Origin of the sequence: Pseudomonas nitroreducens (assembly GCF_014204515.1) — a bacterium.
GTDB classification, from domain to species: Bacteria; Pseudomonadota; Gammaproteobacteria; order Pseudomonadales; family Pseudomonadaceae; genus Pseudomonas; species Pseudomonas nitritireducens_A.
The window spans coordinates 47,549-62,521 of sequence record NZ_JACHLI010000033.1; the positions used below are offsets into that span (position 1 = coordinate 47,549).

At 67.3% G+C, this 14,973-nt stretch carries 11 protein-coding genes and 1 riboswitch; of the genes, 10 read left to right on the forward strand and 1 reads right to left on the reverse strand.

Going from position 1 to position 14,973, the window contains the following annotated elements; all coding sequences use genetic code 11:
* Positions 1-48 precede the first annotated feature (48 nt).
* From HNP46_RS28955 to HNP46_RS28990, 8 genes are all read left to right on the forward strand, one after another.
* Entirely contained in the window at positions 49-855 is an 807-nt protein-coding gene (locus HNP46_RS28955) for a transporter substrate-binding domain-containing protein (protein WP_138212082.1), read from the forward strand.
* A 70-nt stretch (positions 856-925) separates the two neighbouring features.
* Positions 926-2,644, forward strand: a complete 1,719-nt coding sequence (locus HNP46_RS28960; RefSeq protein WP_184596010.1) for an aconitase X — start codon at positions 926-928, stop codon at positions 2,642-2,644.
* Positions 2,644-3,309: an amino acid ABC transporter permease gene (locus HNP46_RS28965; RefSeq protein ID WP_045216994.1), complete on the forward strand. Its 666-nt coding sequence runs from the start codon at positions 2,644-2,646 to the stop codon at positions 3,307-3,309. Before HNP46_RS28960 ends, HNP46_RS28965 begins: the two co-directional genes overlap by 1 nt.
* Before the next feature lie 11 nt (positions 3,310-3,320).
* Positions 3,321-3,971 carry an amino acid ABC transporter permease gene (locus tag HNP46_RS28970; protein ID WP_184596012.1) on the forward strand — a complete coding sequence of 217 codons (651 nt, stop codon included), beginning with the start codon at positions 3,321-3,323 and terminating at the stop codon, positions 3,969-3,971.
* On the forward strand, positions 3,964-4,686 hold the full coding sequence (locus HNP46_RS28975) for an amino acid ABC transporter ATP-binding protein (protein ID WP_184596014.1): 723 nt from the start codon (positions 3,964-3,966) through the stop codon (positions 4,684-4,686). The genes HNP46_RS28970 and HNP46_RS28975 overlap by 8 nt, the downstream gene beginning before the upstream one ends.
* A 171-nt stretch (positions 4,687-4,857) precedes the next feature.
* Positions 4,858-5,889 carry a trans-3-hydroxy-L-proline dehydratase gene (locus HNP46_RS28980; protein ID WP_184596016.1) on the forward strand — a complete coding sequence of 344 codons (1,032 nt, stop codon included), beginning with the start codon at positions 4,858-4,860 and terminating at the stop codon, positions 5,887-5,889.
* A 112-nt stretch (positions 5,890-6,001) separates the two neighbouring features.
* Positions 6,002-6,919 (forward strand): dihydrodipicolinate synthase family protein, encoded by a 918-nt coding sequence (locus HNP46_RS28985; RefSeq protein WP_184596018.1) that lies wholly within the window; start codon positions 6,002-6,004, stop codon positions 6,917-6,919.
* A gap of 264 nt (positions 6,920-7,183) precedes the next feature.
* Positions 7,184-8,761, forward strand: a complete 1,578-nt coding sequence (locus HNP46_RS28990) for an aldehyde dehydrogenase (NADP(+)) (RefSeq protein ID WP_184596021.1) — start codon at positions 7,184-7,186, stop codon at positions 8,759-8,761.
* A gap of 507 nt (positions 8,762-9,268) precedes the next feature.
* Here the strand turns inward: HNP46_RS28990 and HNP46_RS28995 are convergent.
* Positions 9,269-10,273, reverse strand: a complete 1,005-nt coding sequence (locus HNP46_RS28995; RefSeq protein WP_184596023.1) for an Ldh family oxidoreductase — start codon at positions 10,271-10,273, stop codon at positions 9,269-9,271.
* A gap of 439 nt (positions 10,274-10,712) precedes the next feature.
* Between HNP46_RS28995 and HNP46_RS29000 the strand changes: the two genes are divergently transcribed.
* Together HNP46_RS29000 and dxs are read left to right on the forward strand one after the other, a co-directional pair.
* Positions 10,713-12,509, forward strand: coding sequence for an Ig-like domain-containing protein (locus tag HNP46_RS29000; protein WP_184596025.1), 1,797 nt, complete (start codon positions 10,713-10,715; stop codon positions 12,507-12,509).
* A gap of 232 nt (positions 12,510-12,741) precedes the next feature.
* A complete protein-coding gene (gene dxs / locus HNP46_RS29005; RefSeq protein ID WP_184596027.1) occupies positions 12,742-14,667 on the forward strand; it encodes a 1-deoxy-D-xylulose-5-phosphate synthase in 1,926 nt (641 codons plus the stop codon).
* 41 nt (positions 14,668-14,708) lie between these two features.
* Positions 14,709-14,883: riboswitch (cobalamin riboswitch) on the forward strand.
* Positions 14,884-14,973: the final 90 nt, after the last annotated feature.

The following is a 14,973-nucleotide window of genomic DNA, read 5'->3' on the forward strand; positions in this document are numbered from 1 at the left end:
ATCCATAATACAAAAACTGCTGCACAACACTGACTCAGAGAGGCCCTCATGAAATTCTCCCGAATTGCTCTAGCCCTCACCGCTGTGTTTCTCGTCGGCCAGGCCCAGGCCGACAAGCTCGATGACATCATCGAATCCGGCAAGCTGCGCTGCGCCGTGACCCTGGACTTCCCGCCCATGGGTTCGCGCGATGCGCAGAACAACCCGGTCGGTTTCGACGTGGATTACTGCAACGACCTGGCGAAGGTGCTGGGCGTGACCGCCGAAGTCGTCGAGACGCCCTTCCCCGATCGCATCCCCGCGCTGGTTTCCGGCCGTGCCGACGTGATCGTCGCCTCCACCTCCGACACCCTGGAGCGCGCCAAGACAGTCGCCATGACCATTCCCTACTTCGCCTTCCAGATGGTGGTGCTGACTCGCGACGACACCGGCATCACCAAGTACGACGACCTCAAGGATCGCCCGGTGGGCAACACCAGCGGCACCTATGAAGCCATCGCGCTGGAGAAGGACGTGAAGAAATGGGCCGGCAAGGGCAGCTTCCGCGCCTACCAGAGCCAGAACGACACCATTCTCGCCGTCGCCCAGGGCCACATCGACGCCACCGTGGTGACCAACACCGTCGCCGCCTCCACGCTCAAGTCCGGCAAGTACAAGGGCCTGAAGGTCGTCGGTAACGCGCCCTACGTGATCGACTACGTGTCGCTGGCCGCCGCGCGCAACGAGTACGGCCTGATCCATTACCTCAACCTCTTCGTCAACCAGCAGGTCCGCACCGGCCGCTACGCCGAGCTGTACGAGAAGTGGGTGGGCGGCGCCCCGGTCGATCTCACCGTTCCCCACGTGTACTACTGACGGCGGGTGCAACATGTCTTCGATGCAGGCTTCAAGGGTGCAGGACTCTCGCCTAACAGGGCGGGTCCTGATGGGGGGTAGCGCCGAAGGGGCGCTGCTCCATGCCGACACCGGGCTGAGCTTCTGGGGAGGCGTCGAGCCTTTCACGGGCGAGGTCATCGACCGCCACCATCCGCTGTCGGGCAGCTTCCTGCCCGGTCGGGTGCTGGCGATTCCCAGCGGACGCGGCTCCTGCACCGGCAGCAGCGTGATGCTGGAGATACTGCTCAACGGCCACGCTCCGGCAGCCCTGCTGCTGGCCGAGCCGGACGAGATCCTCACTCTGGGTGTACTGGTGGCGCAGGCGTTGTTCGGCCGCTCCATCCCGGTGCTGTGCCTGGGGCGCGAGGGCTTCGAGCAGTTGTCCGCGGGCGGCTGGGCCCGTATCGAAGACGGTCAGGTAACACTCACCGCCGAGCGCCCTGCCGATGGCTGGCAGGGCGTGATGGCCAGCGACGCCGGCCCGCTGCCGGAAGGCCTGGCACTGAATGCCGGCGACCATGAACTGCTCGACGGTAAACATGGCAAGGCCGCCCAGGCCGCCATGCAGATCGTCCTGCGCATGGCCGCGCTGCAAGGCGCGAAGGATTTGCTCGATGTCGCCCAGGCGCACATCGACGGTTGCATCTATACCGGCCCCGCGAGCCTGCGCTTCGCCCGCCAGCTGGCGGACTGGGGCGGCAAGGTGAAGGTGCCGACCACCCTCAATTCCATCTCCGTGGACCATCGCCGCTGGCGCGAGCTGGGCGTCGACAAGGCCTTCGGCGAACCCGCCGCTGCGCTGGGCGATGCCTACATGGAGATGGGCGCGCAAATGAGCTACACCTGCGCGCCCTACCTGCTGGACAGCAAGCCGAGCCTCGGCGAACAGGTGGTCTGGGCCGAGTCCAACGCCGTGGTCTACGCCAACAGCGTGCTCGGCGCACGCACCCTGAAATACCCCGATTACCTCGACATCTGCATCGCCCTCACCGGCCGCGCGCCGAACGTCGGCAGCCACCGCGACGAAGGCCGGCTGGCCACGCTGCGGATCGATATCGAGCTGCCGACCGGGCACGACGAATCGATCTTCCCGCTGCTCGGCTACCACATCGGCGAGCTGTGCGGCTCGCGCATCCCGGTGGTCGACGGCCTGCAGTCGCTGGCGCCGGACAGCGATGCGCTGAAAGCCTTCGGCGCGGCCTTCGCCACCACCTCCGCCGCCCCGATGTTCCACATCGCCGGCGTCACCCCGGAAGCGCCGGACGCCGCTACTGCACTCGGTAACAAGGCGCCGCTGCAGCACCTGCGCGTTACCCCGGCGGACCTGATCGCCTCCTGGCGCGAGCTGGACCACGCCAGCGAGCCGACCGTGCAACTGGTATCGCTGGGCAACCCGCACTTCTCCGCCAGCGAATGTGCAGATCTCGCCAGACTGGTCGCCGGCCGCCGCAAGCATCCGGGCGTCGCGCTGGTCATCGCCCTCGGCCGCGCCGTGCAGGAAAAGGCCCGCGCCGCCGGCGACGTGAAGGTTCTGGAAGACTTCGGCGCGCAACTGCTCAACGACACCTGCTGGTGCATGATCGGCGAGCCGGTGATTCCGCCGGCCTGCACCACGCTGATGACCAATTCGGCGAAGTACGCGCACTACGGTCCGGGCCTGGCCGGCCGCCAGGTGCATTTCGGCAGTCTGGCCGCGTGCGTCGAGGCGGCCTGCAGCGGGCGCGGCGACGGCGGTGTGCCGCACTGGCTGAGCGAGGGGGTGCGCTGATGTTCAACTACAGCTTCCACTGGCGCTCCGCGTTCAAGGCCCTGCCGGACATGCTCGGCGGCGCCTGGGTGACCCTGGAAACCGCCGCGCTGTCGATGATCCTCGGCGTGCTCATTGCGCTGTTGCTGACCGTCATGCGGCAGATGAAGAACCCGTTGCTCAAGGGCTTCGCCGACACCTGGGTGTCGATTGCACGCAACACCCCATCGCTGTTCCAGATCTACATCCTCTACTTCGGCCTGGGCTCCTTCGGCCTGCACGTCAGCTCCTGGGTGGCGCTGCTGGCGGGGATCACCTTCAACAACGCCGGCTACCTGGCGGAGAACTTCCGCGGCGGGCTCAAGGCCGTGCCGGACACCCAGATGCGCGCCGCGCGCTCGCTGGGCATGAGCGCCTTCCAGGCGTACCGGATGATCATCGTTCCGCAGCTGCTGCGCATCGTCTATTACCCGCTGACGAACCAGATGGTCTGGGCGGTGCTGATGACCTCGCTGGGCGTGGTGGTGGGCCTGAACAACGACCTCACCGGCGTGACCCAGGACTTCAACGTGCGCACCTTCCGCACCTTCGAGTACTTCGCCCTCGCGGCGGTCCTCTACTACATCATCGCCAAGGTCATCGTGGCGGTCGCCCGCCTGCTGAGCTGGCGGCTGTTCCGCTACTAGGAGAAGCACGCATGTTTTCCACGAGCTTCACCGTCAACGACCTGATGTTCCTGCTGCAAGGGGCCTGGGTCACCATCAAGCTGACCGTCGGCGCCATGCTCATCGGCACCCTCGCCGGCATCGTGCTGGGCTGGCTGCGCGCCGCCCTGCCACGGGCGACGATGCCGGTCGGCTGGTTCCTCGACATCTTCCGCAGCGTGCCGCTGCTGATCCAGTTCGTGCTGTTCAACTCGCTGAAAAGCATCGTCGGCCTGAACTGGAGCGCCTTCACCGTCGGCTGCCTGGTACTGGGCGTGTACGCGGCGGCGTTCTGCACCGAGATCATCCGCAGCGGCATCCTCGCGGTGGGCCCGAACATCCGCCGCGCCAGCCGCTCGCTGGGCCTGACCTACTGGCAGGACCTGCGCTACATCGTGCTGCCGCTGGCCGCGCGAGTGGCCTTCCCCGGCTGGCTGAACCTGGTGCTGGGGGTGATGAAGGACACCGCGCTGGTCATGTGGATCGGCATCGTCGAACTGCTCCGCGCCTCGCAGACCATCGTGACGCGCATCCAGGAACCCCTGCTGGTGCTGTGCGTCGCCGGGGTCATCTATTACCTCATGAGTTGGGTCGTGGCGCGCCTCGGTGCCCGGCTGGAAAAAAGGTGGCAGGAAAATGATTGAAATCGACAACGTGCACAAAGCCTACGGCGATCTGGAAGTGGTCAAGGGCGTGAGCCTGACCGTGAAGAAGGGCGAAGTGGTCTCGATCATCGGCGGCTCGGGGTCGGGCAAGTCCACCCTGCTGATGTGCATCAACGGCCTGGAGCCGATCCAGCGCGGCAAGATCCGCGTCGACGGCATCGAGGTCCACGCCAAGACCACCGACCTGAACAAGCTGCGGCAGAAGATCGGCATCGTCTTCCAGCAGTGGAACGCCTTCCCGCACCTCACCGTGCTGGAGAACATCATGCTCGCCCCGCGCAAGGTGCTCGGCCTGTCCAAGGAGGAAGCCGAGGCGATGGCGGTCAAGCAGCTCAAGCACGTCGGCCTGGGCGACAAGCTCAAGGTGTTCCCGCAGAAGCTCTCCGGTGGGCAGCAACAGCGCATGGCGATCGCCCGCGCGCTGGCCATGTCGCCGGGCTACATGCTCTTCGACGAAGCCACCTCGGCGCTCGACCCGCAGCTGGTGGGCGAGGTGCTCGACACCATGCGCCTGCTCGCCGAAGAGGGCATGACCATGGTCCTGGTGACCCACGAGATCCGCTTCGCCCGCGACGTGTCCGACCGCGTGGCGTTCTTCCGCGACGGGCTGGTACATGAGATCGGCTCGCCGGACCAGGTGATCGGCAATCCGCAGCGGGCGGAGACGGCGGAGTTTCTGCGGTCGGTGAATTGACAGACAAGAGCCCCTCACCCTAGCCCTCTCCCAGAGGGAGAGGGGACTGGATCGGAGCAGGTTGATGCCTTGGCGTCAGCCGGCACGGACGGCCCCCTCTCCCTTCGGAGCGGGGCGCGCAGCCAGGGCTGGGGAGAGGGAAGGCCAGCGGCACAGATTGAGGAGACAGCAATGCGTTCAAGCAAGATCATCCACGTGGTCAGCTGCCATGCCGAAGGCGAGGTCGGCGATGTCATCGTCGGCGGCGTCGCCCCGCCGCCGGGGGATACCGTGTGGGCGCAGTCGCGCTTCATCGCCAGCGACAACGTGCTGCGCAACTTCGTCCTCAACGAACCGCGCGGCGGCGTGTTCCGCCACGTGAACCTGCTGGTGCCGCCGAAGGACCCGCGCGCGCAGATGGCCTGGATCATCATGGAGCCGGCCGACGTGCCGCCCATGTCCGGCTCCAACTCGCTGTGCGTCAGCACCGTGCTGCTCGACAGCGGCATCCTGCCGATGCAGGAACCGCAGACGCGCCTGACCCTGGAAGCCCCCGGCGGGCTGATCGAGGTGGTCGCCGACTGCAAGGACGGCAAGGTGCAACGCGTGGAAGTGCGCAACCTGCCCTCCTTCGCCGACCAGCTCGACGCCTGGATCGAAGTGGAAGGCCTCGGCTCGCTGCAGGTGGATACCGCCTACGGCGGCGACAGCTTCGTACTGACCGACGCCCACAAGCTCGGCTTCACCCTGCACGCCTCGGAGGCCGCCGACCTGGTCGCCACCGGCCTGAAGATCACCCAGGCGGCGAACCAGCAACTGGGCTTCCAGCACCCGGAAAACCGCGACTGGGCGCACATTTCCTTCTGCCAGCTGACCGCGCCGGTGGAGCGCGTCGACGGTGTGCTGCACGGCCGCAACGCGGTGGTCATCCGCCCCGGCAAGATCGACCGCTCGCCCTGCGGCACCGGCTGCTCGGCGCGCATGGCGGTGCTGCACGCCAAGGGCCAGCTGAAGGACGGCGAGCGCTTCGTCGGCCACTCGATCATCGATTCCAAGTTCCACTGCCGCATCGACGGCCTCACCAGCGTCGGCGGCAAACCAGCAATCCACCCGTGCATTTCCGGCCGTGCCTGGATCACCGGCACCCACCAGCACCTGCTCGACCCGTCCGACCCGTGGCCCGAAGGCTACCGGCTCTCGGATACCTGGCCGAACGGTTACTGATTTCCCCTAAACGATTCCAACCCTGATTCGCCGCGTAGCGGCATCCGACGACGAAATTTCAGGTAAACCTCACTGAACTTTCGTATACGAAATACGACAATTGGAGACAACCATGAGCAAGAAGGTCAATTGGAGTGGCGTGTTCCCCGCGGTGACCACTCAGTTCAACGCCGATTTCTCGGTCAACCTGGAAGCCACCCACAAGGTGATCTCCAACCTGGTCCGCGACGGCGTGTCGGGCCTGGTGGTGTGCGGCAGCGTCGGCGAGAACACCTCGCTGTCCATCGAGGAGAAGATGGCCGTCACCGAAGTCGCCAAGGACGCCTCCGGTGGCCGTGTGCCGGTGATCTGCGGCATCGCCGAGTTCACCAGCCACGGCGCCTCGCAGGTGGCCAAGGCGGTGCAGAAGGTCGGCGTCGACGGCATCATGGTGATGCCCGCGCTGGTCTACTCCTCCAAGCCGCATGAAACCGCCGCGCACTTCCGCAGCGTGGCCACCAGCACCGACCTGCCGGTGATGGTCTACAACAACCCGCCGATCTACAAGAACGACGTCACCCCGGACATCCTCATCTCCCTGGCCGACTGCGAGAACATCGTCTGCTTCAAGGACAGCTCCGGCGACACCCGCCGCTTCATCGACGTGCGCAACGAAGTGGGCAACCGCTTCATCCTCTTCGCCGGCCTCGACGACGTGGTTCTGGAGAGCATCGCGGTGGGCGCCGAAGGCTGGATATCCGGCATGTCCAACGTTTTCCCGCAGGAAGGCGAGACCATCTTCCGCCTGTGCAAGGCCGGCCGTTATGAAGAGGCCATGCCGATCTACGAGTGGCTGATGCCAATCCTCCACCTCGACGCCCGCCCCGACCTGGTGCAGTGCATCAAGCTGTGCGAAGAGATCGCCGGCCGCGGCACCGCCCTCACCCGCCCGCCGCGCCTGGCGCTGCAAGGCGCTGATCGCGAGCATGTGGAGACGATCATGGCCAAGGCATTGGCGAATCGGCCGAAGCTGCCGGATGTGGGGCTCTAAGTCTCAGCCAGTGAGAAGAGCGAGCGACCGTGCCTGGGGAAGCTTCATGGTTCACCGGCACGCTCGACGCCCTCTCCCTAACCCTCTCCCTGAAGGGAGAGGGGACCAGTTCGGTGTGAAGAGGCAACGCGTGCTCTTCCTGATGCCATCCCCGAAGGAGAGTACGACCGCCCGAGCCACTCGGACACTCCCTCTCCCTTCAGGGAGAGGGCTGGGGAGAGGGGCTCGTCGCCACGCCGACATCCACCACCAGAGAACCCGCCCATGACCGCCCAGAACTTCATCGCCGGCCAGCGCGTCGGCGCCGGCAGCGTCCGCCTGCAGAGCCTCGACGCCAGCAGCGGCGAAGCCCTGCCCCGCGAATTTCTCCAGGCCACCGAGGCCGAAGTCGACGCCGCCGCCCGCGCCGCCGAAGCCGCCTTCCCGGCTTACAACGCCCTGTCGCCGGAGCGCCGCGCGCAGTTCCTCGACGCCATCGCCACGGAGCTCGAAGCCCTCGGCGACGACTTCATCGCCACCGTCTGCCGCGAGACCGCCCTGCCCGCCGCGCGCATCCAGGGCGAGCGCGGCCGCACCGCGAACCAGATGCGCCTGTTCGCCAAGGTCCTGCGCCGCGGCGACTTCCTCGGCGCGCGCATCGACCGCGCCCTGCCCGAGCGCCAGCCGGCGCCACGCCCGGACCTGCGCCAGTACCGCACCGGAGTCGGTCCGGTAGCCGTGTTCGGCGCCAGCAACTTCCCGCTGGCGTTCTCCACCGCCGGTGGCGACACCGCCGCCGCACTGGCCGCCGGCTGCCCGGTGGTAGTCAAGGCCCACAGCGGCCACATGGCCTCCGCCGAATTCGTTGGCGAGGCGATCACCCGCGCCGCCGAATCCACCGGCATGCCGGCCGGGGTGTTCAACATGATCTACGGCGCCGGCGTCGGCGAGCCGCTGGTCAGGCACCCGGCGATCCAGGCGGTCGGCTTCACCGGCTCGCTGAAGGGCGGTCGCGCGCTGTGCGACCTGGCCGCCGCGCGTCCGCAGCCGATCCCGGTGTTTGCCGAAATGAGCAGCATCAACCCGGTGCTGGTCCTGCCCGCCGCCCTGCAAGCGCGCGGCGAGAAAATCGCCCGCGAACTGGCGGATTCGTTGGTCCTGGGCTGCGGCCAGTTCTGCACCAACCCCGGCCTGGTGATCGGCATCGCCTCGCCCGCATTCAGCCTGTTCGTCGCCCAACTGATCGCCGAGATCGGCCAACGCCCGGCGCAGACCATGCTCAACGCCGGCACCCTGAAGAGTTACGAAAAAGGCATCGCCCGCCTGCTCACCCATCCCGCCGTGCGTCACCTCGCCGGCCAGCCGCAGGAGGGGAAGCAGGCACAGCCGCAGCTGTTCCAGGCCAAGGCCGAGTTGCTGCTGGAGGGCGAGGAGCTGTTGCAGGAAGAGGTCTTCGGGCCGACCACAATCGTCGTCGAAGTGAAGGATGAAGCCGAACTGCGCCACGCGCTGGACGGCCTGCACGGCCAGCTCACCGCCACGCTGATCGCCGAGAGCGAGGACCTGTCGCGCTTCGCCACGCTGGTGCCGGTGCTGGAGCGCAAGGCCGGGCGCCTGCTGATCAACGGCTACCCCACCGGCGTGGAAGTCTGCGACGCCATGGTCCACGGCGGCCCCTACCCGGCCACCTCCGACGCGCGCGGCACCTCGGTGGGCAGCCTGGCCATCGACCGTTTCCTGCGCCCGGTGTGCTACCAGAACTACCCGGACGCGCTGCTCCCCGACGCGCTGAAGGACGCCAACCCGCTGGGCATCGCCCGGCTGGTGGATGGCGAGACGACGCGCAGCGCAGTGACTCGCTGAGGGTTCGTCGGCGCGGGAGTGAACTGTCGGCCAGTCCCGCGCCGATGCTCGGCCCCGGCTTCGCGCCGGGGCTTTTTTATGCGCCAGAGGTGGGTCCGCTCTGACAATCATCGCGACCTCCCGCACCCTCGTAGGGCGGATAACGCGCCAGCGTTATCCGCCGCCAGTCAACGGCGGATAACCTGTTCCAGGTTATTCGCCCTACGTGCTCAGGTGGGCCCACATGCATCGGGTGAGTTTCGCGTAGGAGCGGACTCCGTCCGCGATGACTTCACCACGCGCCAGACGTCATCGCGCCGTCCCGCACCTTCGTAGGGCGCATAACGCGCCAGCGTTATCCGCCGCCAGCCAACGGCGGATAACCTGTTCCAGGTTATCCGCCCTACGTGTTCGGGTGGGCCCACATGCATCGGGTGAGTTTCGCGTAGGAGCGGACTCCGTCCGCGATGACTTCACCACGCGCCGGAATCCATCGCGGACGAAGTCCGCTCCTACCAGGACGCAGCGTTATTCGAGCAGCTGGCGCAAATCGGCATACAGCGAATCGCTGATCTCCACGCCGTCTTCCAGGCTGCGACGACGCGCCGCAAAACGTCGCTGGGACGGCAACCGCGCGCCCATGTCGAGGATCGATTCGAACAGCTTCTCCGCCCGCGCCAGGTGCTGCGGGGCGTCCGCGCCGAGGAAGCGCGTCGGGTCAATGGCGATCAGCAGTTCGCCGTGGTGCGGCGAGGATTTGGTGCCCTCGTCGAACACCGTGGACTCGGCACTGGTCAGGTCGCCGATCAGCGGCCCGGCGATCAGCTCGACCATGGTCGCCAGCGCCGAACCCTTGTGGCCGCCGAAAGTCAGCATGGCGCCATCGAGCACCGCGCTCGGGTCGGTGCTGGGGTTGCCCTGGGCATCGATGCCCCAACCCAGCGGAATCTGTTTCCCTTCGCGCTCGTGCAGCTGGATTTCCCCGCGCGCCACCACCGTGGTCGCGAAGTCGAAGACATAGGGGCCGCCATCGCCACGGGGCCAGCCGAAGGCGATGGGGTTGGTGCCGAACAGCGGCCGCGTGCCGCCAGCCGGCGCCACGTAGGCCTGCGCCGGGGTGAACGCCAGGGCGACCAGGCCCTGGGCGGTGATCCGCTCGATCTCCACCCACAGCGCCGAGAAGTGTACGCAGTGGTTGATCGCCAGCGCCGCGATGCCCTGGCCGCGGGCTTTCTCCGCCAGCTTCGGCAGACCGAGGTCGAAGGCGCACTGCGAAAAGCCGCCCCTGGCGTCCACCCGCACCAGCGCCGGCGCGGGTTCGGACAGCTGCGGCACAGCATCGGCCACTACCTTGCCAGCACGCACGGTGTGGATGCAGCCCAGCAACCGCCAGACCCCATGGGACGTACAGCCGTCGCGCTCGCCGGCCAGCACCGTTTCGGTCACCGCCTGCACGTGGGGTTCGCTGAAGCCGTTATGGCGCAGGATTGCCACCGACAAGTCGCGCAGTTCATCCAGGGTCAGTCGGGCCACGATCAGTTTCCTGTTTCCGGTTGATTGAACGGGTGCCAGCGCCTGGCGCGACCTCCCGGCAGCTTTCACAGTGGCGTTTTGCTCGACACGGCGCTTGAACGCAATCCCGAGCCGGGGTGACGAATTCGGCACAGGGAGCAGCCTGCTCGCCCTCGACCGAAGGCCGGAGAAACGCTCTGCTACCGCAGCTGTTTACTCCCCCTGACCCCACTTGCGGAAATTTCCCGATTGCATTCGGTTCGTTTCCATAGCCGCCAGCCAAGCCTTCGCGTGAACAGTTCACCCTTCAAGACCAAAGTCGTATTTCCCTTCGAACCCGCCGCGGTGCAGCGCCCCGCCACCCCTAGCATTGAGCGGCGGAAACCGCGGCCCCCCGGCCATTTTCCGCAGGACTCTATCGGTCAGTGAATGACCGCTTTTCTTCGATGGAAAACCAACCATGAGCAACAATCCGAGTTCTCTCTACCAGAGAGCCTTCTCCGCCAACCAGGCCTACGCCAGCGATGCCTACTCCGCGTCCGCCTATGCCTGGCCGGCTGCCACCGCCTCGCTGTACGCCAGTGAAGCGCTGCAGCCGACCGTGATCCTCGGCGCCCGCGACAGCTCCGGCGACCTCAGCGACGGCCAGGCCACCCAGTCCGCCACGCCCACGCTGTTCGGTACCGGCACCGCCGGTGAGACCCTGCAGGTCTGGGCGACCGCCACCGACAGCACCGGCGTCATGCTCGCCGGCTACCCCGTGGGCAAGGCCGTGGTCCAGGCCGATGGCACCTGGCAGTTCGATGTGCCGCAGGTCCCGCAGAGTGCCCAGTACGCCTTCCAGGTCATCTCCAGCCACGACCAGACCGGCATGCGCCTGAACATCATCGACGTGCCGAGCGTCCCGCCGGTGCATCACGACGCCGTCATCACCGGCGCCATCGACCATGTCGGTCCGGTTACCGGCGAACTGTCCAGCGGCGCCACCACCGACGACACCCGGCCGACCTTCCACGGCAGCGGCACGCCGGGCGAGCTGATCACCGTCAACGCCATCGCAATCGGCGCGGACGGCCACCCGCTGTCGAACGTCCCCCTCAACCTGGGCGCCGCCCTGGTGCAACCCGACGGCACCTGGCAATTCAACGCACAGCAGGCACTGCCCCAGGGCACCTACGACTTCTACGTCGGCCAGGGCACCGAGAGCGCGCCCTTCCGCCTGGTGATCGACACCTCCGCCGGCGTGCCCCAGCCCCAGCCTGAACCGCAGCCCGAGCCGCAACCCGATCCGCAGCCGCAGCCCGAACCGCAACCCCACGGCGGCACCACGCTGATCCTGGGCGTCATCGACGACTCCGGCAGCAGCGCGCAGAAGCTGAACAACGGTTCCTCCACCCACGACAGCACGCCGACCCTCTTCGGCACGGGCAAGGCCGGTGACGTGCTGCACCTGTGGACCACGGTGACAGACGGCCATGGCATGCTGGTCAACGGCTTCTCCCTGGGCGAGACCGTGGTCAAGGCCGATGGCACCTGGCAATTCATCACCAGCGAGCTTGCGCAGAGCGGCCATTACGAATTCCAGGCGTTCTCCGCCAGCGGGCAGTCGGCCGGCTTCCACCTGACCCTGATCGATGCCCAGGCGCCCGAGCCGGTCCACTACGAGACCGTCATCACCGGCGCCATCGACAACTACGGCGCGGTCACCGGTGAACTGGCCAATGGCGCGACCACCGACGACACCCGGCCGGTCCTGCACGGCACCGGCACGCCCGGCGAGCTGATCCAGATTTCCGCCATCGCCATCGACGCCGACGGCAAGCCGCTGTCCAACATCAGCCTGGGCCTGGGCACCGCGCTGGTGCAGCAGGACGGCAGCTGGCACTTCAGCCCCAACCAGGCGCTGCCCGAAGGGACCTACAACTTCCACGCAGGCCAGGGTGACGCCGCTCCGTTCCGTCTGGTGATCGACAAGCACTCGCTGCTGCACTCCAGCCAGGGCGCCGACAGCGACTACGCCCAGCACCTGCAGGGCCAGGAGCTGGACCTGGGCAGCCACCTGTCCGGTGGCCAGCCAGCCGCGACCAAGGGCGCCCTGCCAGCACTGGGCAGCCTGCTGGAAAGCGGCGAGCCGGAGCTGCGCTTCGCCGGCCACGCCGAGGCCAGCGCGCCGGTCGTCCCGGCCCAGCACCATGCCGCTGCCGAGTTCCGCCCGGCCCTGCTCGACGAGCTGGTCCAGCCGCACGTCGTGATCTGACCCGCGGCCTCGCAACGGGGCGCCCCAGGGCGCTCCGTTGCGACTCTTGGTCGCGCCCCCGCCGCCCCTTCGCGCCCCGCCAGACAACCTGTCAACAGCACTTCATGGCCGTTCGTCGCAGCAGTCGAAACCTGACCGACCGCTCATTCGAAGGATTGGCCCCACGTTGCTTGGGCCAATCCTGAGCTTCGGGTAAACTTCCGCATCTTTGCCTCTCATAACGATCAGCCTGATGCCCACGACGTTTCACGAGATTCCCCGCGCGCGCCCTGCCACGCCCCTGCTCGACCGCGCCAGCACGCCGGTCGAGCTGCGTCGCCTGGGCGAAGCGGAGCTGCTGACCCTCGCTGACGAACTGCGCCAGTACCTGCTGTACAGCGTCGGCCAGACCGGCGGCCATTTCGGCGCGGGCCTGGGCGTGATCGAGCTGACGGTGGCCCTGCACTACGTCTTCGACACCCCGGACGACCGTCTGGTGTGGGACGTCGGGCACCAGGCCTACCCGCACAAGATCCTCACCGGGCGCCGCGAGCGCATGGCCAGCCTGCGCCAGAAGGACGGCCTGGCCGCCTTCCCGCGCCGCTCGGAGAGCGAGTACGACACCTTCGGCGTCGGTCATTCCAGCACCTCCATCAGCGCCGCCCTGGGGATGGCCATCGCCGCCCGCATGCAGGGCTCCGAGCGCAAGTCGGTGGCGGTGATCGGCGACGGCGCGCTGACCGCCGGCATGGCCTTCGAGGCGCTCAACCACGCGTCGGAAGTCAAGGCCGACATGCTGGTGATCCTCAACGACAACGACATGTCGATCTCCAACAACGTCGGCGGCCTGTCCAACTACCTGGCCAAGATCCTCTCCAGCCGCACCTACAGCAGCATGCGCGAAGGCAGCAAGAAGGTGCTCTCGCGCCTGCCCGGCGCCTGGGAGATCGCCCGCCGCACCGAGGAATACGCCAAGGGCATGCTGGTCCCCGGCACGCTCTTCGAGGAGCTGGGCTGGAACTACATCGGCCCCATCGACGGCCACGACCTGCCGACCCTGATCGCCACCCTGCGCAACATGCGTGACCTCAAGGGCCCGCAGTTCCTCCACGTGGTGACCAAGAAGGGCAAGGGCTTCGGCCCGGCCGAGATCGACCCGATCGGCTACCACGCCATCACCAAGCTGGAAACCGAAGGTGCCGCCCACGCCGCGCCGAAACAGGCCGGCGGGCCGAAGTACTCCAGCGTGTTCGGCCAGTGGCTGTGCGACATGGCCGCCCAGGACCCGCGCCTGGTGGGCATCACCCCGGCAATGAAGGAAGGCTCCGACCTGGTCGCCTTCGCCGACAGGTTCCCGGACCGCTACTTCGACGTCGCCATCGCCGAGCAGCACGCCGTGACCCTCGCGGCCGGCATGGCCTGCGACGGCGCCAAGCCGGTGGTGGCGATCTACTCCACCTTCCTGCAGCGCGGCTACGACCAGTTGGTCCACGACGTCGCGGTGCAGAACCTCGACGTGCTGTTCGCCATCGACCGCGCAGGTCTCGTGGGCGAAGACGGCCCGACCCACGCCGGCAGCTTCGACCTCTCCTACCTGCGCTGCATCCCCGGCATGCTGGTGATGACCCCCAGCGACGAGAACGAACTGCGCAAGCTGCTCACCACCGGCCATCACTTCGAAGGCCCGGCGGCTGTGCGCTACCCGCGCGGCACCGGCCCCAACGCGCCCATCGAGGCGGCGCTGGAGCCGGTGGCGATCGGCAAGGGCGTGCTGCGCCGCGAAGCCAAGGTAGATAAGGAAGGCAAGGCCGGCAAGGTCGCCTTCCTGGTGTTCGGCGTGCAACTGGCCGAGGCGCTGAAAGTGGCCGAGCAGTTCGATGCCAGCGTCGCCGACATGCGCTTCGTCAAGCCGCTGGACGAGCAGCTGGTACGCCAGCTGGCCGCCAGCCACGAGCTGCTGGTGACCATCGAGGAAAACTCGGTGATGGGTGGCGCCGGCGCCGCCGTCAGCGAATTCCTCGCCCGCGAGAACCTCCAGCAGCCGATCCTGCACCTGGGCCTGCCGGACTACTACGTCGAGCACGCCAAACCGGCACAGATGCTCGCGGAGTGCGGTCTTGACGCTGCCGGAATCGAAGCCTCGGTAAAGGCGCGCCTGGAAGCCCTCGGCAGCCGCTGAGACCGATCGGCGCATCCCACCCCGGGAGTCTTGCCAGTAACGGGCGCACCGACTAAGGTGCGCCCGTTTTCGTTCGAGGTAACGGGAAGCAGGTGAAAGACCTGCGCTGCCCCCGCAACGGTAACCGACGCGCCCCTGATGGGCGCAGCATCGACCACGGCCACTGTCACCGACGGGAAGGCGGACGATGTGATGTCGGCAGCCCGGAGACCGCCCTCGACACGCCCCGACAGGTGTTGCGGAGGGCCGCACCGTCAAGTGCGGCCTGCCGCCCTTGCCACGCCCTCCTCGAAAGTCATCCGACCG